19 protein-coding genes are annotated in these 22,368 nt (G+C 45.2%); 11 read left to right on the top strand and 8 right to left on the bottom strand.

Annotation, left to right across the window (positions count from 1 at the left end; translation table 11 throughout):
* Window positions 1–50: 50 nt before the first annotated feature.
* The 3 genes from FBF61_RS31555 to katG form a co-directional block, all read right to left on the bottom strand.
* On the bottom strand, window positions 51–965 hold the full coding sequence (locus tag FBF61_RS31555; RefSeq protein ID WP_138484984.1) for a pirin family protein: 915 nt from the start codon (window positions 963–965) through the stop codon (window positions 51–53).
* A gap of 7 nt (window positions 966–972) precedes the next feature.
* Window positions 973–3,315: an ABC transporter permease gene (locus FBF61_RS31550; RefSeq protein ID WP_138484983.1), complete on the bottom strand. Its 2,343-nt coding sequence runs from the start codon at window positions 3,313–3,315 to the stop codon at window positions 973–975.
* A gap of 120 nt (window positions 3,316–3,435) precedes the next feature.
* Window positions 3,436–5,709 carry a catalase/peroxidase HPI gene (katG, locus tag FBF61_RS31545; protein ID WP_138484982.1) on the bottom strand — a complete coding sequence of 758 codons (2,274 nt, stop codon included), beginning with the start codon at window positions 5,707–5,709 and terminating at the stop codon, window positions 3,436–3,438.
* Between the two features lie 547 nt (window positions 5,710–6,256).
* Between katG and FBF61_RS31540 the strand changes: the two genes are divergently transcribed.
* On the top strand, window positions 6,257–6,697 hold the full coding sequence (locus FBF61_RS31540) for a hypothetical protein (RefSeq protein ID WP_138484981.1): 441 nt from the start codon (window positions 6,257–6,259) through the stop codon (window positions 6,695–6,697).
* Between the two features lie 250 nt (window positions 6,698–6,947).
* Here FBF61_RS31540 and FBF61_RS31535 read toward each other — a convergent pair whose 3' ends face one another.
* Together FBF61_RS31535 and FBF61_RS35330 are read right to left on the bottom strand one after the other, a co-directional pair.
* Window positions 6,948–7,454 carry a hypothetical protein gene (locus FBF61_RS31535; RefSeq protein WP_138484980.1) on the bottom strand — a complete coding sequence of 169 codons (507 nt, stop codon included), beginning with the start codon at window positions 7,452–7,454 and terminating at the stop codon, window positions 6,948–6,950.
* A gap of 114 nt (window positions 7,455–7,568) precedes the next feature.
* Window positions 7,569–7,694, bottom strand: coding sequence for a hypothetical protein (locus FBF61_RS35330; protein WP_262712846.1), 126 nt, complete (start codon window positions 7,692–7,694; stop codon window positions 7,569–7,571).
* Between the two features lie 52 nt (window positions 7,695–7,746).
* Between FBF61_RS35330 and FBF61_RS34795 the strand changes: the two genes are divergently transcribed.
* Window positions 7,747–7,899 (top strand): hypothetical protein, encoded by a 153-nt coding sequence (locus FBF61_RS34795; RefSeq protein WP_166444663.1) that lies wholly within the window; start codon window positions 7,747–7,749, stop codon window positions 7,897–7,899.
* A gap of 17 nt (window positions 7,900–7,916) precedes the next feature.
* Window positions 7,917–9,851, top strand: a complete 1,935-nt coding sequence (locus tag FBF61_RS31530; protein ID WP_138484979.1) for an asparagine synthase-related protein — start codon at window positions 7,917–7,919, stop codon at window positions 9,849–9,851.
* An 838-nt stretch (window positions 9,852–10,689) separates the two neighbouring features.
* Here the strand turns inward: FBF61_RS31530 and FBF61_RS31525 are convergent.
* Entirely contained in the window at window positions 10,690–12,858 is a 2,169-nt protein-coding gene (locus tag FBF61_RS31525; RefSeq protein WP_138484978.1) for a CBM96 family carbohydrate-binding protein, read from the bottom strand.
* Between the two features lie 720 nt (window positions 12,859–13,578).
* Here FBF61_RS31525 and FBF61_RS31520 point away from each other — a divergent pair.
* From FBF61_RS31520 to FBF61_RS31485, 8 genes are all read left to right on the top strand, one after another.
* Window positions 13,579–14,832 carry a tyrosine-type recombinase/integrase gene (locus FBF61_RS31520; RefSeq protein ID WP_138484977.1) on the top strand — a complete coding sequence of 418 codons (1,254 nt, stop codon included), beginning with the start codon at window positions 13,579–13,581 and terminating at the stop codon, window positions 14,830–14,832.
* A gap of 2 nt (window positions 14,833–14,834) precedes the next feature.
* Window positions 14,835–15,848 carry a hypothetical protein gene (locus FBF61_RS31515; RefSeq protein ID WP_138484976.1) on the top strand — a complete coding sequence of 338 codons (1,014 nt, stop codon included), beginning with the start codon at window positions 14,835–14,837 and terminating at the stop codon, window positions 15,846–15,848.
* Window positions 15,849–15,966: 118 nt separating this feature from the next.
* Window positions 15,967–16,296: a helix-turn-helix domain-containing protein gene (locus FBF61_RS31510; RefSeq protein ID WP_138484975.1), complete on the top strand. Its 330-nt coding sequence runs from the start codon at window positions 15,967–15,969 to the stop codon at window positions 16,294–16,296.
* Between the two features lie 12 nt (window positions 16,297–16,308).
* On the top strand, window positions 16,309–17,538 hold the full coding sequence (locus FBF61_RS31505) for a primase-helicase family protein (RefSeq protein WP_138484974.1): 1,230 nt from the start codon (window positions 16,309–16,311) through the stop codon (window positions 17,536–17,538).
* Window positions 17,539–17,803: 265 nt separating this feature from the next.
* Entirely contained in the window at window positions 17,804–18,733 is a 930-nt protein-coding gene (locus FBF61_RS31500) for a DUF8464 domain-containing protein (RefSeq protein WP_166444662.1), read from the top strand.
* 124 nt (window positions 18,734–18,857) lie between these two features.
* Window positions 18,858–19,235, top strand: a complete 378-nt coding sequence (locus FBF61_RS31495) for a MobC family plasmid mobilization relaxosome protein (RefSeq protein WP_166444661.1) — start codon at window positions 18,858–18,860, stop codon at window positions 19,233–19,235.
* On the top strand, window positions 19,225–20,160 hold the full coding sequence (locus tag FBF61_RS31490) for a relaxase/mobilization nuclease domain-containing protein (protein ID WP_138484971.1): 936 nt from the start codon (window positions 19,225–19,227) through the stop codon (window positions 20,158–20,160). The genes FBF61_RS31495 and FBF61_RS31490 overlap by 11 nt, the downstream gene beginning before the upstream one ends.
* Complete coding sequence (locus FBF61_RS31485) at window positions 20,157–20,747, top strand: hypothetical protein (RefSeq protein ID WP_138484970.1); 591 nt, start codon at window positions 20,157–20,159, stop codon at window positions 20,745–20,747. Before FBF61_RS31490 ends, FBF61_RS31485 begins: the two co-directional genes overlap by 4 nt.
* A 58-nt stretch (window positions 20,748–20,805) precedes the next feature.
* Here the strand turns inward: FBF61_RS31485 and FBF61_RS31480 are convergent, their stop codons facing one another.
* Window positions 20,806–21,297: a cupin domain-containing protein gene (locus tag FBF61_RS31480; RefSeq protein WP_138484969.1), complete on the bottom strand. Its 492-nt coding sequence runs from the start codon at window positions 21,295–21,297 to the stop codon at window positions 20,806–20,808.
* 16 nt (window positions 21,298–21,313) lie between these two features.
* A complete protein-coding gene (locus tag FBF61_RS31475; protein WP_138484968.1) occupies window positions 21,314–22,219 on the bottom strand; it encodes a helix-turn-helix domain-containing protein in 906 nt (301 codons plus the stop codon).
* Window positions 22,220–22,368 lie beyond the last annotated feature (149 nt).

The following is a 22,368-nucleotide window of genomic DNA, read 5'->3' as shown; positions in this document are numbered from 1 at the left end:
TTATCCGGTTAAAAAATCAAGGCAGCGCCGACCAAGCATTTGCCCCACACCTACGAAAGCGGCTCCGGAGGTGGTGCTCCGCCTGCCGGGCGTGTCTTATCTTCCGGGAGCGGGATAAAGTCGTGGTCGTCATTTGGCGGCAGTACGATCCTGCCCTGTTTCCAGTCTTCCTTTGCCTGCTCTATGCGTTCTTTCCTGGACGAAACAAAATTCCACCAGATAAACCGCTCCCCCAGCGGTTCACCTCCCAGCATCATCAGGGTAGTGTTATCTTTGGCAATAATTACAGGATCAACTCCCTTGTTGAACACCAGCATTTGTCCCTGCTGATACGTATGGCCGGATACTTCAACCGACCCTTTTACAATATAAAATCCACGTTCCGAATACCCCGCAGGCACCCCGAACCTTGCCCCCCTGGTGAGAACAACATGCAAATAAAACATCGGTGAATGCGCCTGAACTCCATTTTTCAAACCGTAGGCGTCACCCGCGATCAGGCGCATCCATATCCCTTTTTCGGTAAAAACCGGCAGTTCCCCGGTCGTGTAGTTTTTAAAAGAAGGTGCAGCCTCTTCATCCTTTTCAGGCAAAGCCACCCAGGTCTGTATCATTTCCAGCCCTCCCGTCAATGCGGCAGGATCTTCAAATCTTTCGGAATGCGCAATGCCACTGCCGGCGGTCATCCAGTTTACTTCACCCGGACGGATAATTTGTTCCACACCAAGACTATCGCGATGGGTTACCTGCCCTCCAAAAAGATAACTCACTGTCGAAAGCCCGATATGCGGATGCGGCAGCACGTCCAGCGACGATGGGTTTGCAGGAATATTGGCAACAGGCCCTGCGTGATCCATAAAAATAAACGGGCCTACCATTCTCCTAAGTCGGAACGGGAGGATTCTTTTGACCATCATCGATTCGTTGATGGCGGCCTGGCGGGCTTCAATAACAATGTCAAGCATAAATATTTTAGTTACTCAAAGATTTAACCGGATCAGCCAACGCGGCTTTACCGGATTGAAAGCTTATTGTGACAAGAGCGATAGTAAACGTTATAAGGGCTGTCAAGTAAAAATACCCCCATTCCAGTTCTATCCTGAAAGCAAAACCATCAAGCCAGTTTTTTGCAATTAAATAACTCAATGGCAAGGAGATACAAATTGAAATGAATATCATTTTTATAAATTCCCCTGATAGCAACCGAATTATACTGAATACCCCGGCTCCCAGGACTTTTCTTATACCGATTTCTTTAAGCCTGCTTTCAGCAGTGAAAGCAGATAGCCCGTAAAGTCCCAGGCAAGATATTAAAATCGACAATCCGGCAAAATAACGGGCCAATACCGAGACCTGCTGTTCAGATGCGTAAAGCGCCTGGTAATCACTATCCAAAAACTTATATTCAAATGACATACCCGGATGAAACTTCTTGTACGTCGCTTCCAGGTTTTTGATGGCTTCTCGTTCCTTCCCCGGCTGCATTTTTACGACGATCGTCGATGCCCCATTGTTGTCCAGCCGGAATTTGACCGGCTGTATCTTTTCGTGGAGAGATTGAAAATGAAAGTTCTTCACCACGCCGATAATTTCAGTGTCGTTACCCTGCCCTTTGATGACCGTGCCGATTGGGTTTTCCAGCCCCATTGCCTCAGCGGCTGCTTCGTTTATGATCACCTCCGATTGATTGGAGCCAAAGCTTTTGGAAAAAGTCCGTCCCTCCCTGATTTCAATTCCCAATGTTTCTATTAGTCCATAATTAACTCCGTACGACTGAAACGGAATACCTTTTCCGTTCCATTGCAAAACGCCCTGGCGGCCAAATGTTTCATTTATGACACTTCCGATCATATTCGAAGCTCTTTCTATGCCGGGTAAATTTTGGATTTCATTCAGAAAGGCCTCTTTCCCTTCCGATTCGAAACAGACCACATTGTTTTTATCAAAACCCAGATTTTTGCTTTGTACATAATCGATCTGTTTGTAGAGCACCAGAACCGACACGATAAAAATAACGGACAGGCTGAACTGAAACACTACCAGCCCCTTTCTTGTAAATTGTTCACCTATTGAATTGGCAAGCCTGCCCTTTAAAATAGTTGCAGGCTTAAATCCAGATAAGTACAGCGCCGGATAACTGCCTGCCAAAATCCCGGTTAACAATGTAATAAAGACCACTGTCCACATCATTTCTGTACTGAAATTAACGTGTATATTTTTATGTGTGATCTCGTTAAACCCCGGCATCAGCAGGAAAACAAGAGCTATGCCAATGATCAGCGAAAGAAAACTCATCACGATCGATTCTCCCAGATACTGCAGGATCAGCACTCCCCTACCGACGCCGAGCGCCTTTTTCACACCTACCTCTTTGACTCTTTTTGCAGCTTTGGCAGTAGACAAATTCATGAAATTGATACACGAAATGGCTAGAATAAACAAAGCAATTATTGAAAAAAGCCTTACATATTCAATTCTCCCACCCGATTGCCTGCCATTTTCATAGGTGCTGTAAAGATAATTGTCAGAGAACCGCGCCAGAAAAAATCTCCGGTTCGTGAGGTTGCTTTTGGAGGCAACATACCTGCTCAATTTTTGACCGAAACCGTCAACATCTACACCATTTTTGACTGTCAGATAAGTGCTGAAAGGCTCCGGTGCCCAACCTGGCCCCATTCCCATGATATCCTTCAGATCGTCAAATGACAACACAAAGTCGAAGTGTTCGGAGCTGTTGGCGGGAATATCTTTGAAAACCCCGGTAACGATACACTGCCTTTTGATGCCTGCCATTTCCCATTCGATCGTATTTCCAACAATGTTATCACTTGATCCGAACAAAATTTTCGCCTGACTTTCAGAGATAACAATAGCGTTTTTATCCGCCAGTACAGAGACATTGGAGCCCTGAATCAAATGATATGAGAAAATTCTGAAAAAATCCCCGGTAGCAAATTTGCCATTTCCTTTAACCTTTTTGCTATTTGCAGACAGTGTAAACGCAGGAAAAAACTTATCCGGAGTAGCTGTGGCAATATACCCGACCTCCGGCATTTCCTGACCCAAAACTTCCGACAGAACATGTGGCGTCTCCTTACCGGTTTCGATCCCTTTTTCACCATCAGTGTTGGTCATCACCTGATAAAGCCGCGCGTCGTTTTCGTGATATTTATCAAAACTCCTTTCATCATTTACCCAGAAACAAATCATCAAAATACTGGCCAGCCCGCATGCAAGACCTGTCAGATTGATAAAAAAAGTACTTTTATGCCTGCTCAGATTCCTGTAAATGATAACTAAGTAGTGTTTTAACATGGCTGAATTTTTTGATTTACTTTATGAGCAAATTACATTTTTACCAATAGAATGCAAATTAAAAGGGCCGTCTCAGAAAATCTCAGACGGCCCTTTTTACTATTCAAACCTAATGAACGGCTAAGCCAGGTCAAATCTGTCAAGATTCATTACTTTGCTCCAAGCCGCTACAAAGTCACTCACAAATTTACCAGAAGCATCGGAGCTAGCGTACACCTCTGCAATAGCCCGCAATTCTGAATTGGATCCAAATACAAGATCTGCGCGGGTGGCGGTCCATTTTGGTTGACCACTGGCACGTTCGCTTCCCAGGTACAATTCCTTGTCTGCTGAAAAAGCTTTCCAAGAAGTGCCCATATCGAGCAGATTAACGAAGAAATCGTTGGTTAGCTGCCCGGGGCGCGATGTGAAAACACCATTTTTGGAACCGTCGAAATTAGCGTCCAACACCCGCAAGCCAGCCACCAGAACTGCAAGCTCAGGGCCGGTAAGGGTAAGCAGCTGCGCCTTATCGATCAGCAATGCTTCAGTGGATACAGAAACTTTCGACTTTTTGTAATTGCGGAAACCGTCAGCAACCGGTTCAAGATATCCAACTGACTCCACATCGGTCTGCTCCTGGGAAGCATCCATGCGGCCAGGGGTAAAAGGAACTGTAATTGCATGCCCAGCAGCGGTGGCTGCTTGCTCAACACCGGCGGCACCGGCCAATACGATCAGATCCGCCAGCGATACACGCTTGTCACTCAGCGATGCGGTGTTAAATTCATGCTGAATGCTTTCCAATGCTTTCAACACTTTTTGTAACTGCGCCGGGTTGTTAACCTCCCAGTCTTTCTGAGGAGACAGACGGATACGGGCACCATTAGCGCCTCCGCGTTTGTCTGAACCACGGAATGTAGAAGCCGAAGCCCATGCCGTAGAGACCAGTTCCGATACGCTTAACCCGGAAGCCAATATTTTTGCCTTGAGGGCTGCAACATCACTTTCATCTACCAGTGCATGATCCACTGCGGGAATAGGATCCTGCCATAGCAATACTTCATCCGGCACATCCGGACCAAGGTAGCGGGCACGCGGCCCCATATCGCGGTGCGTCAACTTAAACCATGCCTTTGCAAAAGCGTCAGCGAAGTCGTCAGGATTTTCGAGGAAGCGCCTGGATATTTTTTCGTAAGCAGGATCGAACTTCAAAGCAAGGTCGGTCGTCAACATCGTCGGCGCATGCTTTTTTGAACTGTCGTATGCATCAGGTATGATCCCGCCCGCATCTTTCGCAACCCACTGATGCGCACCGGCAGGGCTTTTTGTCAATTCCCACTCGAAACCGAATAGGTTTTCGAAGAAGTTGTTACTCCATTGTGTGGGCGTTGTAGTCCATATTACTTCCAGCCCGCTTGTAATCGTATCTGCACCTTTCCCGGAGCCGTAGCTGTTGCTCCAGCCCAGGCCCTGCAACTCCACGTCAGCTGCTTCCGGTTCTTTGCCGACGTGATCGGAAGGAGCAGCACCATGGGTTTTACCGAAGCTGTGGCCTCCTGCGATCAGTGCAACTGTTTCTTCGTCATTCATCGCCATACGGCCGAATGTTTCACGAATATCCCTGGCGGATGCAACCGGATCAGGATTACCGTCCGGACCTTCGGGATTCACATAGATAAGGCCCATATGCGCCGCGCCCAGCGGATTTTCGAGGTTGCGTGAATGGATGTTACGTCCCGGATCTTCATCGGATGATACGACGCCATGTCCGCCAACCCCAGCTGATCCATCCGCATAGCGATGGTCGTTGCCCAGCCACGTAGTTTCCGAACCCCAGTATACGTCTTCATCCGGCTCCCACACATCTGCACGTCCGCCCGCAAAGCCAAATGTTTTGAAACCCATGGATTCCAGGGCAACATTCCCCGTAAGGATCATCAGATCTGCCCATGAAATGTTCCGGCCATATTTCTGTTTAATTGGCCAAAGCAGCCTGCGGGCTTTATCGAGGCTCACGTTATCCGGCCAGCTGTTTAAGGGAGCAAAACGCTGCTGCCCCGCCCCTGCTCCGCCACGGCCGTCACCCACGCGATACGTTCCTGCACTATGCCATGCCATGCGGATAAAAAGGGGACCGTAATGCCCGAAATCTGCCGGCCACCAATCCTGTGAATCGGTCATGAGCGCGTGAAGGTCTCGTTTCACAGCTTCCAGGTCGAGGCTTTTGAAGGCTTCGGCATAGTTGAAATCCTCACCCATCGGATTGGACAAAGATGAATGCTGACGCAGAATACTTAGCTTCAACTGATTGGGCCACCAATCACGGTTCCTGGTGCCGCCACCGCCAACACTTTGCTTCAAACTGCCATTGTGAAACGGGCATTTACTGATGTCGTCTGATTCTTTTTCCATTTTTATAAATTCATGTATTGACCAAAAACCTGCATTGTTATTTGTGCAGGTCGATAAAGTTATAATATCGAAAGAAATAATCACAATCGATTAATTCTATATTTCGATAGCTAAAATCTATTTTGGTATAGTCGAACCAACTTACTTGCTACCTGCCCTCGCTTCACCAAGGTCGATGGATTTCGGTAACTTTCATTTCAACTTTATGAAAACATTAACTATCAGCAAAGTAATATGAATTACTTCTCTTTGACGTTCTTTTTCGCTTTTAGCCATCTTGGGAAGCGGTCACCCTTGTCACCAAAGATGTCCGTCAGAAAAACATTTTGACGTCGACAGCTAGGCACCCTCTCACTTCCTCCCCCATTAAAATTTACCAGCGAAGCTGGTTTTCTGGCCTTTTTGGCCGCTTGTCTCCTGTAATTGCTCTATCCTCTAAACCGAGCTTCGTACATATATAAATATCTATTCTTTAATATATAATTTATCTATATATTAAAGAATAGATATTCAGCACAAACCATTTTGTACAACTAATTCAAAAGTCATGATGAAAAAACCAATATTCAACTGCCTGGCGATTCTGGCACTGGTTGGATTTCAAATGCAATGCACAACCGAAAATGAAGAATCGTCCGAAGATGAAATGTACAAAAGTATTTATGTTGATGAATTTAAGTTGCTATATTTTCGGCTGCTGCTGAGGAAAAGTTATAACAATTCAGAAGCTGTCCAAGAAATACTCGCTCTAGACCACAGCGGGATCACCGAGCCCGTTTTAAGTATGGAAGACATGAAACTGATTGATAGCTTAACTACCCTAGACAATTCCATTTTGAAAGCAGATTCCGCAAATCGTATTGGTAGAGTAGCTGAAGGAGCTGAGGGCAAACAGCAGTTGGGCTATATTCTTGAAACTCTCAGCGGCGGCTGGCTGGACAGTCTGGCCAAGAAGAGATTCAGAGAACTCGAGGTAAGCTTGCCGTAATTAATCCTTTCCCTACTATTATAACAACAATGAGCAACCACACCGGTTTAGCAAAAAGCAGACGATTGGTGATATAAGGCCTGATAACCATACACCAATAAAATAACTGTCGGACAAAAAACTGACGTACTTACCTAATTGCTGGAAGTAGTTGGTTCCTTATTTTCCGCCATGAGCATAGTCACAACTAAGCACGTTCCGCCAATTTTAGTTATTGGCCTTAGGGATATTTGCAGTCAGCGTTAGCGAGTTAGTTTTTATACCTTATCTGAGCCTGAGGCCCTCGCTTAGCCATCATGATCAAATTTTGAAAAGCCAGTCCCGGTTTTGTCTTATATCCTTTCCATGTTATTCTCTCCGTCCTGTTTTCAGCCTGGGTTACGATAAAATCAATTCGATCCTGGTGCATTGGACGCAGAGACCAAACCCCTGAATAGATCGCAACGGATCCTTCATCGTTGGATTCAATTTTTATTAACGGCTTTATGTGAACGCCACCCTTAACCATTCTGGGGTCGCAACTGATCTGATTAGAGGCTTTTGCTTCTCGAACAATCCAGCCTTTTTGAGTTAACAGGCGTGAGGTGTAAATAAAAAGGCTATCTGCAGACACTGGTGAAAAAGCATAGACCTGGGTTGCCCCGCCAGGAATATCGGAAATTTCTGACCTATCAATGATTAACGAGCTTTTGCATCCACTTGCAATAAGTACAACAACCAAAAACGAAATAGTGAATTTGAGGTAAAATCCGAACATGAAACACAGAAAGATTTTTATACAATTCTACAATTTATATCCAACTTTAAAACAAATGGATCAAAAATGTACGACGAAAAACTGAATCAGCTATTCGAATTCCGATTTCGCTTCCTACCAGTGGATGAGGTTCAGGAAGTCGCCTTTCCCGATAACAATGAATGAATGACCAACTATTGGCGTGTTGCTGAAAGATTCTGACATTTCCTTTTTGTCAACATTTGTAAATAAGATTTCCATAACTAATTTTACGCCTGACACCTGTATACTTTTACTCAATGATTCAACCTGCATGAAAAAAGCGCATTCCTACCTTTCAAAAACAAAAAAATCCTATCGCAAACCTGTTCTTAACAAATTTGGAAACGTCACAAAATTGACCAAAGGGAAACAAGGGAGTTTGTATGACGATGACACTACGGAGTTGACTTACTCTCCCGACTGAGTAAATTGGCGGTTCCAATGGATATTAAGGGATTTGTCGATTTTTATAACAAGGGCTCTCATTTTCACAATTACAGAAACAATGAAGATGTAATCGTTTGGAGCAATGGTTATATAGAACTTTCAGAAGATTTAAAGTCGGTCCCCTACAATGTTTGGATTGGAGTTGAAGAAACTGATGAGGTCAGGTTGTTAGGCTCTAAAACGCCGAAAACCTTGACCTCATCTTTTGCGTTCACCCAGAAATTAAAAGAATCGTCCGCCCAGGTGGACGTTGGGATCTGGTTCGATGCGAAAAGAAATACGCTTTCAATAGCCCGGAATCTGTTCGGGATGTTTCCGTTGTATTATCTGCTCGTTCCGAATCAGTTTCTGGCGTTTGCTACCAATTTGGCGACGCTCGTTCGCATGCCGCCCGCAAGAAACTACCTGGCTTACGATATCAACCGCATACTTGGTTATGCAACTTTTCGAAATGACCAGTCCCGCGACTATTCAGAAGACACGTTTTACCGGCATATTAACGCCGCACTGCCGGGACACTTGTTAGTCATCAGCCCGGATAAAAAAAGCAATACGTCATTTGCAGAATTCAGCATTACGCAGTGGGCCGACATAAAAACACTTCCTGAGTGTGGCGACGCATTTCGGGAGTTACTGACCAAATCCGTTGACCAGAAAACAAAAAACTTCTCCGGCTTACTCGGATCACATTTAAGTGGCGGTCTGGACTCTTCTTCGGTCAGTTCAATTGCTAAAATCCTTCACCCGGAGCAGTCTCTTCATACATTTTATTACAGCACGCGGGGATATAAAGGTGATGATCATGTTTATGCGAGGAGCGTTGCAGAAAACATCGGCTCTATTCACCACGAAGTCGTTCAATCAACAGATGATTTCGCTATTACTATTTCAAATACCTCGATATTCGGCCGACCCCAGGGGGCTTTAATGTCTCCTTCGTCGGCAGCGGCCGTTTACCGCCTGGCAAGGGAAATAGGTTGTAGTATTCTCATGAATGGCAACGATGGAGATTCTGTTGTGGGAAGCGGTTTGGAGCTATTGGAGTGGCTTTACAGGGATAAACAATGGCAAATGCTGAAAAGCCTTCTTCGGAAACGAGTTGGATACTTTTCACTGGCAGATCAATATCCCCACTGGGTCAACCTGACTTGCGATGAAAAAGCCCGGATTGTAGAGCAGAATTTCCTTTACAAGCGGCTTGCTGCAAAATTTACAAAACTGGGGATTTCAGAGTGCTGTCAACTATATCAAGAAACTGCCAGCCAATTTGAAATATCGCTCCCTTATTTGCTAAAACAAAGCCTTAAGGCATTAGCTGCCAAATTAACAAAGCCTTCAATTCAACCCATGAATATACTTCGTGGCGACTTTCAGGACATATCGCTCACACAACTGAATTCTGCTCCGAAACTTTCTGAGACGTTACGCGGCGATATTCCAATGGTTTATCAGCAATGGTTCGAGGATGTTTATAATCAGCACGCAATTGCGCTTAATGAAGAGAGATTTGCATTGGGAAACTTTTACGGATTCAAAAACACATCCCCGTTTTATGATAAGGAACTGTTCGAGCTATGTGTTTCCATACCTGCCATCATGAAGTTTGGAAACGGACAGGGGCGGGTACATTTCAGAGAAGCCATGAAAGGAATATTGCCGGAGCACGTCAGGCTAAGACATCAGAAGGCGACAGTTGGTGATTTCGGCAGGCAATTTACATTACGCCTTTACGAACAATCCAGTGAGTTATTGATGGATTCCACCGAAGTCTGGAATTTTGTAGATAGGGACAAATTTCAATCAACAATAAAATTCTTGCAAACCGACGGATTGGAAGTCAACACGTATAATCGCAGCTTGTTCCATGTAACCAAAACTATCTCCCTGGCTGCCTGGTTTGAATGGCTTAGAACAGAACGCCTTTTATAGAGTTGATGATGATCCAGAAATCCGTGCGTAATTGTTATTAACTGTTTGGAAGCAGTCCTGAAATCAACCTTGAGATTCATTGCTATTGAATGAAAGAAAGGAGCCAATTAAAAAAGCATAAATTTTCGTCTGGCAGACTTAGATTAACCATAGATATTCCCGAACACCGTAATAATCCTACCCAACTTCCTATACTTTCTTATTGAATTCTGGCGCTGCAATAAAGGAAGAGTGGCCCGTTTCGAACCACGCTTGACCAGTATTACGTTATATCGTTGGGATAAAAGATAGACAGAGCTATGTAAAATAAATGTGCCAATCCAACTTCGAAACCGGTTATCCTAAATGAATCGGAACCTGACAAATATACTTCAGATCGCCGTAGAGGTTATTTAGCGGTACGTTCTCACACAAAAGGTAGCCCCGAACCGGGGCTACCTTATCGATAACACTCTCCATTTAAAACCGCCGAAAAAGGGGTTATGCAAAAATACCCGATTAACATTTTCCCGAAAAACCAGGTTAGAAAATAGGGTGTTCTTCACGACCCTCCGGGTGTTTTTCCCGTTTAATCACAGTGTCAAAATTCAAGGGTGGGAGTACTGTAATTCAGGGCAGTTATATTCCGGGGGAATGCTTCGCAATTTTGACATAATACGCGGAAGATTGGGACGACGGTTGTTTACAAATACTAAAGAAACATTCAATCCCCCCCTTCGACAGAAAATTGCGGCTTAATCTTTTGTCCTCTTTATTGTTGCAATTCCACTTATATGGCTCTAAATACAAAGAAGCCGCCCATCTCTGAGCGACTTCTTTTCTTGCTCATTGTCGTACTTCACTCTGTGACAAGAGTCTTCACTATCTCTGTAAATGCATCCGACTTTATTTTCAGTAAATAAATGCCTGGATTTAATAACATTCCAGCGATGTTGACTTCTGCATTTTCACCTGGTTTGGCATTTTGAGGGGTCTGAATAGCGTGACTCGTTCCGCTTGCATTGATCAGCTCAAAAGAAACTGGCCCGGAATGTTCTGCTGAAAGCGAAACTGTAAACTGACCTTTGATGGGGTTTGGAAAAACAATCGAAGGCTGTTTCTCCTGAACTTCTGACAAAATTACTTCCTCGCCCAAGCGTGCAGTCATGTTTGAAGTCTGGACAATGGGTGTAGTCTGAAACACGAGCTGAGGCCCCAGAGCGCCTAATTCCTTGCTGTTCACAGTTGCCGTGACACTCGTTTTGTTTGGATCGTCTAACATAAAACTTACCAGTACGTCACCAGATTGCCGCTGTGCATTGACATAACTGGTCACATCAATTTCACGATATTGGGCAACTTCATTCACGGTGGTAGACCCAAGTGACGAAGTTGAGGCGGCAGGCGCATTGTTTCCGGTAAGGGTCTCCTCTGTCCAGCTATCATCATTGACGCCATAGGCATGGATGTCAGCGCTTTCCCAATAGGTAGACGTATAGAGGCGCAGTTTGGCCGAGGTGATTTCAGCCTTTCCGACGGGGAGTTGAAATTTTATATAGGTTAAGGCATCACCGATATAGGTGGGTTCTTGGTTAAGAACCCGACGAACGTTTAGATATTTCGCAGAACCGTAATTGGTATTTCTATAAATACCCATATTTATCATACCATCGGCCACTGGTGACAAAGTTGGGCTTGCAGTCACTTCAATGGCTGAAACTCTCGGAAGGTCTGCCGCACCAGTAAGAAAATCTATGTTTAGCATGCCGTCAGTGACCATGACTGGGATTGTCAGCTGAACTGCACGCAGCGCTCCCCCAGCCTCGGCAAAAATGTCGTAATTAGTAAGCTTGCGGCTTCCTTCTATGTTAACATTAAACTGTCTGCTGCCCGCGCCGCCTTTTTTACCTGGTGCGCCAAAATAAGTCTCTGCGAAATGCAGGATCACATTCACCAGTTCATTGGTAACTGGAATGTTGTAGCTAAAAGAAGGTGAACAGCGTCCGGAGCGATAAAGCACATCATTGGTCGTGTTGAGAATATCTCCCGAGGCGATGGAGCTCGTACGGTCGATACCAGCATAATACTGATCAGCGACAAATAGTTTTTGGGTCGCAGTCGTGAAAGCCGGTCCGCCGGCATTTATGCGTAGCAGCGTTTTAGGCGTACAGGCATCGGACAACCTGACTTCCTCGTCGGTGGAGCAGCCCACAGCATTCCCTGAAATGTTGGTATCTCCTAGTTTAACCTTCTCACAAATTATCTTGATCGCACATTCGGACAAAAGTGTATTGTTAGTAATCACAATAGAATTGGCGCTTTTCAATTGCGCAAGCTCCGAAATGCTGGTTAATGCGTTATTACCCGAAATTTCAAGATATCCGTCCAAAGATTCCATCCGCGCCATCCCTTTTAGACTTTTGAGGTTTTTATTATTGCCGATGTGCAGGTACCATCTCACCTGTTTAAGTCTTCTAAGTCCATTTAGATCCCGAATAATGTCATTTTGCGCTATAGAAACTGCTCCAAATACTGCCGTCACATTGTGCAGTCCTTCCAAACTAGTCAAAGCTGGATTTGCACCGATGGACAGTGTGTTATAGATTCGGGTAACGCCACTAAGCGCAGCGATACTTGTAAGTCGTTCATTGTAAACTATCCTAATACGTTGTAACGGCCGCACCAATTTTTGCAGGCCATCGATAGTGAGCAGGTTATCATTGTCTTCAATATTAAGTGAGCCGTCCAGTTGTTCCAGGGAAGACAAACCGGCGATACTGACCAAGTTTGGATTAAAATTGATGTTTAGAGATCCGGCGATCCGTGTGACACTCCGCAGCCCGTCCAGGTTTGTTATGTTGGTCGAAACGATGCCCACATTGCCATTAAGCACCGTACATCCAGGATAGGCCGTGCTAAAATTATCAACATCAGCCTGCGTTTTGAATGCTGCGACACTGCACGTCTGCGACCAGGCTGGGGTGGTTGATAATGCGAGAAGTAAAATGAGTTGTAAAATCTTTTTCATAAGTTTAATTCGGATGAGTATTTTAATAAACGTATTGTAACTAGGAGACAATAAACCGTGCCGGATACTGCTTGTAAAGAAATAATTTTTAAAGATTCAGGAAACGGTAAAAAATGAACAACAAAAATTGCGTTCCAGTAGGCAAGTTAAATACATCACTGACACCTTCATGTTGTATAGGAATCATACCGGCAGACCGGGCATAGCACTCATTGCTTTAGTTCGCCCCATCCGACCCACAAACCGGACCGCCAATAGCAATACAATTAAAGTTAGCAGCTTCTATCAAGATGCATCCAATTTTCTTCCCGGTTTTCCACCTAATTCCAACACCCTACTAGCTGACGCTTAACCACCATCTAATTTTATCTAAAAAATCCTATGCGCTCCACAAATTTAGGACTTGATCCACAACTGACCGGTCGACACAGCTTCTCCTTGAAAAAAACTAGTCCAACTTTTATTGCAAGTAAAGCAAAAAGCACCTAGCAAATTAATGCTAAGTGCTTGACTTTCAAGAGCCCCCAGTCGGGATCGAACCAACGACCTACTGATTACAAGTCAGCGAAAAGTGGTAAATGGCAGTAAATGCCTACAAGTAAAAGTGCCCATACGAGCTAATTTCAATGTTTTTTATTTTTTAGTTTACTACTGTTTACCTATATTTATTGAAAATGTTTGCAAATTGTTTGCAAATTTTTGACGGTAAAATCTTGCAGTATGGTAGCATCAGCCCCGAAATTGGCACTCATCCTGGATAAAAGGTTTGCAAAAAAAGAAGGATTGTATCCGGTAAAACTCCGAATTACGTACCGCCGTGAATCCAAGTACTACCCGACAGGTCAGGATATGACTGAGGAAGATTTTGTAAGGCAGCGTGATTGCGAGCTTCTGCGGGCGAAAAAATACATTGGGACAAAGGAGTATGCGCAGCTTTTAGCGGTCAGCAAGGGCCTGAACAAGCACGTCACTGATGCCAATCAAATCATCTCCCAAATGAAGGTTTTTAGCTTCGATCTTTTTGAGGACCGGGCGGCTCACCGGCCTTCTACTGATTCGGACGATGTATTCGAAGCGATCGAAGAAAAGATCGCTTCATTGAAATCCGATGACAGAATAGGAACGGCGATCACCTACGAAAATGCCCTCACTAGTTTTAAGAAGTTTCACGCAAAAAAGAAGCTTTCTTTGGGAAGCATCAATGTCCGTTTTCTGCGGGCCTACGAGAAGTGGATGGTTGACAATGGGGCCACGTTGACTACGGTGGGATTTTATTTGCGGAACCTACGTGCTGTGGTCAATATTATGATCGATAGCGACAAACAAAAAATGGAGGAGTATCCATTTGGCCCTCGCCGCTATGTAATCCCTACCAAGAAGAATTCTAAACGCGCTTTGTCTAATGAAGATCTGCGTAAAATCATCAACTATCAACCTGACCAGTTCGAACAACGGTACCTGGCATACTGGCTCTTCATGTACATGGGGAACGGAATGAACCCAACCGATATGGCACGGCTTAAATATGCCAATCTTAGGTCTGATCGTGTCGTTTTTGTACGTGAAAAAACAAAAAGGACCAACCGGGAGAGTACGCTGATAGAAGTGCACTTGTTGCCTAGAATGAAACAGATTATCGAGGAATGGGGCAATGCACCTATTGATGAAAATTATATTTTCCCCGTGCTGGACGAAAGTATGGATTCATTAAAAGTGAAAAGGGCGGTGCAACAGCTCGTTAAGCAAATCAACAAATACATGCGGCGCATCGGTGAGAAGCTTAAAATTGAAAAAGAGATAACGACCTACGTGGCGCGTCACAGCTTTGTAACTAAACTGATCTCTGAAGGTGGTACACTCATGGAGATCAAATCGATGACCGGCCACAAAAGTATCACCACCACAGAGGGTTACGTGGGAAGTATTGAAGACGAACGTCTAAAAACAATCACTAGCCGCCTTTTGAATTTCTAACTATGGATATTGTTCCGGAAAGATTGGCTCTACTGGAAAACAATGGGTTTTTCCGGTTTTTCAATGACGATGATCCCAGCATTACCGAGTTTGCAACAAGCGAATGTACAGTCCTTCAAAATTGGGGCATCGAGCTGGAAGCCGTTATTAAACAACTTGGCGAGCTGCTAGTCGAATGGGCCGCATTAATTTATCTCCGGTCAGAAATCGTTGGCGGTTTTATTGCTTCCAGGAAAAGCGAACTTGCTGTGTTCTCCGAGCGCATTTCCGGAATTACTTTTTTCGGAAAGGATGACCCTGATTTTAACAGGACCGAATTACGGGAAGTCCTGTACTATGTCATCTACGGCCAGCCTGCTTCGTTTAACAATGTCTCACTATTTGATTATTGGATAGAATCCTGGCAGCTGATACTGGATCAGCTTAATCCCAAGCAAGTCAGTGAACATCTTGTTAAGCTCCGCACAGCTGAAAGCAAATTCTATCCTGTTGATGGGTATAGCAAGTACCCACGAATGGGACTTAGGTTTTGGCAACGGGCCATTGATCTTGCCCAACATACAGCCCAGCTCCAAAACATCCCGGCGACAACTTCCGCCCCTGCTACTCCCGTATATCGGCCGACTAAAAGTCCTGCAGGCGACCTGTACAGTTACCTGAAAGGCGTGGACATAGAAAGCTTCAAAGGGCAGCTCTGCCAGCGCGGCATCTTAAACAGCCGGTCTCATTTCGTCCCCAGGAAAAACACATTTCATAAACTCACCCACATCCTTGCATTACCCTACATTTTAAAGCACCTCGGTGTCATTAACGAGCGGTTCTTCGATTGCACCCAACTGGAACGGGTTGATATCTATACCGCCAGCTTTTCAATCCGGTTCGGGCGCAACATCCTATCTGACCTGGCAGTCACAGACTTTATGACCCAGCTTGAAAACAAAGACAGAAACGACGTTGCCTGGGCTTTCTACAATGAAGTGACCGCCTCGTTAGATGCTTCCAGGTTACCCGACTAATCCATTCTTTACTTCTGTTTATCAATGTCGGGTCTCTTGTCATGTCAGATGACCCATTTTGAAGCCTCTTCGAATTTCATTTGCAATTGTTTTTCAATCACTATTAACAATTGCCAAAATGAAAACTTACCCATCAAACATTACCAAAAGCACCTACCGGGAGGAAGAGACGACATTTGACGGCCTTGTCCAGAGACTTGTCGAGAAAGCACTACTCAATGTATCCGAGCCGCTGATCGAGACAGTCGTAGAGCGCGTGATCACTAGAAAGATAGCCGACGATACCGAACACCCCATGGAGATCGAGGAAGCCGCATTGCTGGTGAAAAAATCAAAGCAGACGGTCTATGCCTACTGCTCACAAGGAAAGATCCCCTTTCACAAAAGTGGCAGCCGAAATATTTTCTTCCGCAAAGAGCTGATCGAATGGCTCCGGTCAAACCGATAAACCCTCCTTGTCATGAAAGCCAGACACGAACAAGATATTGCTACTGCAATAACAAGGACCGGATACGTCCGGATTGGGACCAGCTATTACAAACTCGTTGACCGTCCAAACCTGGATGGGTCATTTGAAAGTAAATTGTCCCTTTGGTCAGTTGAATGCATCAAGGCCGATTATGGGAGGGATTTCGTTTCAGAGATCCCCAAGCTGCACGGTTTCTGCCGGTTCCCCGATCATTTCGGTTTCCAACAGGTTATCGGCAAGTTCTATAACCTTTACCACCCCTTTGAGCACGAAACGAAGGCAGGTAAATGTGAAACATGTCAAGAATTCGTGAGGCATATCTTTGGGGAACAGTACGAACTTGGGCTGGACTACCTGACGTTGCTTTTGAAAAATCCCCTTCAGAAGCTGCCCATCCTTTGTCTGGTCAGCAGGGAACGGAGCACGGGAAAAACCACCTTTCTTAATTTCCTTAAATCGATTTTCGGCCGGAATATGACCGTTAACACCAATGAAGAATTCAGCTCGAACTTCAATGATGACTGGGTATCGGCATTGATCATTGCAATCGACGAGACGTTCCTGGAACGAAAGCAGGATAGTGAAAGGATCAAAAACCTGAGTACGGCGCTTAAATATAAGTCCGAGGCAAAGGGCAAGGACCGCAACGAAGTGGAGTTCTTTGGTAAGTTCGTGCTTTGTTCCAATAATGAGGACAGTTTCGTTTTCATCGAGCCAGGTGAGACCCGGTACTGGGTAAGAAAAATCGAGCCTTTTGCAAAAGAAAACATCCGCTTGCTCGCCGAGTTGCAGTCAGAGATCCCGGCATTTCTGGATTTCTTGCTCAATCGCCCGCTTTGGAGCACCAACCAGTCCAGGATGTGGTTTGATGTCAAACAGATCCAAACACCTGCGCTCAAAAAGCTGATCAAACGCAACCGCAGCAGGGTCGAACTTGAATTAATAGAGGCACTTCAATACGTGATGGATGCCCGAGATCTTTCGAAGTTATGTTTTTGCACAGCTGACGCATTGAACTGGCTTGCCACGCGCGGAATGCGCGGTATAGATTCTACACAGATCAAGCGCGTATTGCAGACCGAGTGGGGCTTAAAGCCGAGCCCTAATTCGAATGCCTATACCAGGTACACCCTGCTTTCCGACAGCAGTGTCTTTGAAAGCCAGCACCGCGGGCGCTACTATCAAATTGACCAAGACCAGCTTGATAAACTGATGATTTGATGAAAATAGAACATAAGTAACTGGTTGTGAATACACTATCATTCATCAAATGTTCATCAGAGCTTCATCAAAATGAAAATACTATGAAGGTTTGCGGTTGAAAGGACAAAAAGTTGATGAAAATGATGAAGTCCTGATGAGCCATAACCTACTTGTTTTCAATTGCTTAAATACAATTTTCATCAGATCATCAAAAACAAGGTGCATTAACCCCGTAGAAACCGCGGTTTTTGAGATGCATTCATTCAACATCAAAACGATCACTATGACTTGTGAACAAGCCAGGGAGATTTCCATTGTCGAACTCCTGCAAAACTGCAACATCCATCCGCAACACGTCCGCGGCCAGGACTATTGGTACCTTTCGCCTTTACGCGACGAGAAGACGCCATCATTCAAGGTCAATGCAAAATTGAATCTTTACTATGACCACGGCAGCGGCCAGGGAGGCGATATCATCGACTTGGGCCGCCAGCTTTTCCAATGCGATACAAAAGCATTGCTGCAAAAACTTGGGTCTGAACATTTTTTGTTTCACCCGCAACTGTTCGCTGCAAGGGCTGCGCATATACAGAGTAGCGTTACCCCTGACACTATCCAAACGGCGATCCAGATAACTGCTACAAAGGATTTGGGAAGTAACGTTGCTATCAGCCAATACTTGCAAAAGCGCGGCATTGACCTTTCGATTGCCGGGCCTTACTGCAAGGAGGTTTACTACCAGGTTGGAGACAAGAGCTACTATGCCGCCGGCTTCGAAAACCGCTCAGGAGGTTATGAGCTCAGAAGCCAGCACTTCAAGGGCTCATCATCCCCAAAGGACATTACCCATATCAATAGCGGGCACAAGTCAGTGTGTGTATTGGAAGGCTTCATGGATTTCCTTTCTCTTTTAACACTGCGAAAACACACGCCGGTCCAAAGCTATTTTCTCGTGCTCAATTCCGTCAGTCTGGCAGACCGGAGCCTGGAAATTCTCAAAGATTACCGGACCGTTTTCATCTATCCAGACCGGGACGAAGCGGGAAAAAAGCTATTTGGAAAATATCAGGATGCAGGACTAAACTGCGTGGACGCCTCGGGCATTTATCGAAACCACAAGGATCTCAACGAGCTTCTAATGTCAAGCAAATCGCACGAAAAACAGATCAAAGAGCAGCAGACTTTCAAAAAGTCTGGCGGGCTGCATTTGTAAAAGTCATCAGAGAGCAAGTTTGTGTTTTCGCTTCGCAAAAACCCGTCCCGCTTCCGCGCGACTGGAAACTTGCCTTTTACTCCCGTTGGTCGCAAAAGGGTTAATACAGATAATGGAATGTGAGATGGAAAAGACAGAAATCAAAGACCCAAAGCCCTACAATCCCAAAGGCGGCAGGCCACCTAAAAAAGTAAAGCGGCAGAGCCAGCTTATGGTTAGGCTGACCGAGACGGAGCGTTTTCTGATTGAAGAAAAAGCCAGGGATGCAGGCATGAAACCAAGCGCCTGGTTCAGACAAGCTGCTAAGAAAGCAAAAGTAATCGCCAGGCTCAAACCCGATGACCTCAGGCATCTGCGGACACTAACCGGTATGGCTAACAACCTGAACCAGCTTACGCACCTTGCCCATAAGGAAGGTTTGACATTCATTAGGCAATGTTGCAAGGAGCTGCTTTTAGAAATCGATCTGACCTTAAAACAGCTTAGTATCGATGATCGGTAAGGTAAAGATTGGAAGCAATTTCGATGGTGTAGTCCGGTATGTGATAGAAAAGCAGGAGGCCACTCTGTTAATGGCCGAAGGTGTAAGAACAGGTGAAGTCCAAGCTATGATCCAGGATTTCAACATGCAAAGGAAAGTCAATCCGGACTTGACAAAAGCTGTCGGGCATATCTCGCTGAGCTGGAGCAAGGAAGATGCCGCTAGACTATCGCCTGACATTATGAAGCAGCGTGCTTTGGAGTACATGGAAAAGATGAAGATAATGAGCACGCAGTTTATTATTGTGGAGCACCAGGACAAAAACCATCCGCATCTACATATCATCTACAACCGGGTGAATAACGAAGGGAAGACCATCTCAGACCGGTTTCAGAAAGATAGGAACCACAAGGTCTGCAAAGAGATCACGCTCAGATACGGATATCATTGGGGTAAGGAAAAACAGCAGGTCAACCGGCAGCAGCGTAAAGGTGCAGACAAAATCAGATATGAATTGTATGATGCTATCAAATCAGCAAGCGCAACCGCTGCAAGCTGGAATGAACTGCGCGCCAGGTTGGAAAGGCAAGGCATCGAGACCATTTTCAAGTATAAATCTGGCACTAGTGAGATCCAAGGTGTCAGCTTTGCCAAAGGCGATCTGCAATTCAAAGGATCAAAGATAGATCGGAGTTTAAGCTTTGGCAGGCTAGATGCGTTGATCCGGCACAACCAGGAACTGGCGATGTCGCAGCCATTTCGGATGCAGCCGGAATATCTGCCCGACCGGCTGCAAGAAAGATCTCGGCCCGCTCCTATCTCCCTGCAAAGCACAGACGATAAAATACTGGATGACTTGCTCCGACCTGTCCCGCAATTTGAACAACAGAATCCGAATCCATCAAAAAGGAAAAAACGTAAAAAATACTTAGGACAAAGCTTATGAAAAAGATAGAAGAACAACTCGAATCCATTGAAGAAGTGCTTTCGCTTGTGATTAGGAAAAGTGCATCTATTGAGGGCCTGATCCAAACGGCGACTGAATTTCAAAACAAGACGCTTGGAGATACGCTGATGGAGCTAAAAAAGTATTTAGAACATCATTCGTCAGCTCAACATTGGGAGACCTTTTCCCAAATAAAGCAAGCACTTGTGACTACCCCGAAGGAATCACAAGTAAGGCACCACCATCATTTCGACCTTCGTTCGAAAGGCTTCATTATCTCGGCAGCAGCCTTGCTGCTCTCAACGGCCATAAGCATCGCAGTGGCTATTAGCAATTACAACGAAAGCAGCAGGCTGAAAGAAACTGATCTCAAATTCCGGATTGCCAGGCAGCTCAGCCCGGCACTTACGGCGAGAGTTGATAGTATTTATTACAAAGACCCTGACCGGGCAGAGCTTGAAACGCAGAAGCGTGAGGCACATGAGCTAACCGTAAAGGAAGCAGAAGAAGTTTTCAGTAGGCGACGAGAGGAGGCTGAGGAGGCGCAAAAACAACTAAAAAGACTTAGAAGTGAACATAAACTTTAACTTTCACTCTAATCCAGAGGGAAGGCTTAACTGCGCCATTATTTGCTTCAAATTCAAATTACTTTGTATTAGAATATTCAGCAGCCGTTACCGGCTGTAGCCACTTGACCCTTCCGTTAGCATGATTAGGTGTCACTGCCATTTGAACAAAGCTGGTTTCGGGAGAAGCACCGTGCCAATGCGGCGTTTCGGGCGGGCATTTCACTGCATCACCTTTTCGAAGGACTTGGATGGGCTTGCCTTTTTCCTGATAATAGCCAACACCATCGATAGCGATAATTCCCTGGCCACCTCCATGTGAATGCCAGTATGTCCTGGCACCTGGCTCAAAGGTCACAGAAGACACTGGAATATTGAAAGCACTATCAGCTTGGATCAATGGGTGAACCCATGCTTTTCCAGTGAAATTGCTAGCTGGAGCCAGCTGTCCTTTTGGGAAAATCGACGTGCTTGGCGACCCGGCATCTTTTACCTGGGCACTTACAAAGATATGCGTAAGCGTCAGCAGGAATGCTAATAGCAAACGGATTAGTCCTTTTGATGGCTGCATTTCGCGGGGTTTTAGATTAATTGAGATTGCTTAAAATCCTGTATTCATTTGGGGTTTGCCCGATCCGCTGTTTGAACAGGCGGCTAAAATGCTGGGGATATTTAAAGCCCAATTCAAAGGCGATCTCGTTAACGGTTTTGTCGCTACTAAATATCCTTTCCTTGGCGGCTTCAATCACCTTCATTTGAATGTATTCCTGGGCAGTCTGGCCGGTTTCTTTCTTAACCAGGTCACCAAAGTATTTTGCTGACAGGTTGAGCTCTTCGGCGCAATACGAGACAGACGGCAAGCCAATGGTCTGAGGTTTCTCTGAGCTAAAATAACTGCTCAAAAGGGTCTCAAATTTTGCCAGGATTCCCCTGTGTATGTTATCGCGCGTAATAAACTGCCTGTCGTAAAAGCGTGTGCAATAGTCCAGGAACAATTCAAGGTTAGCGACAATGAGTTTTCTGCTGTGCTTGTCAATAGCGTGTTCTAGCTCATACTTGATCTTGCCAAAACAATCCATCACAATCTGCCTTTCACGCTGGGACAAATGCAGCGCTTCATTGACCTGATAACCGAAAAACGAAAATTCATGCATCTTCCCATTGAGCGGAATACCTAAAAGCAGATCAGGATGAAAGACGAGCGCGTGGCCTTTGGGTTGATAAAGCTCCCCGTCATTTTCGACAGTGAAAACCTGTCCAGGAGACATGAAGACAAGCGTGCCCTCCTGATAATCATAATATTCTTTCCCGTAACGAAGATCGCCGCAGACGACATCCTTTAAGAAAATCCCGTAGCAGCCCATGTATTGGCTGGTCTTCTTTCTGGGACTTGCGGTTGACAAATCAATCACAGTTACCAGCGGGTGCAGTGTTTCCTGTTGGTTAAATGCATTGTATTGATTTACAGTTTCGAAACGAATGATGTCTTCCATAGTCTGAGAATTTTATATGCCCAAAGTTACCCAATTCATTACCCGGTTGAAAACCTGGAAAGTCAAATCAGGAATATTGGTAGACAAATCGGGAATCTGTATACCATTTGCTCTGAAAGCAAAGCCGAAATTTACAATCCAATTAAACT

This window comes from Dyadobacter bucti (assembly GCF_005869225.1).
GTDB classification, from domain to species: Bacteria; Bacteroidota; Bacteroidia; order Cytophagales; family Spirosomataceae; genus Dyadobacter; species Dyadobacter bucti.
Note: the sequence above shows the minus strand (reverse complement) of the source record. Positions and strands in the feature narration are given on the sequence as shown.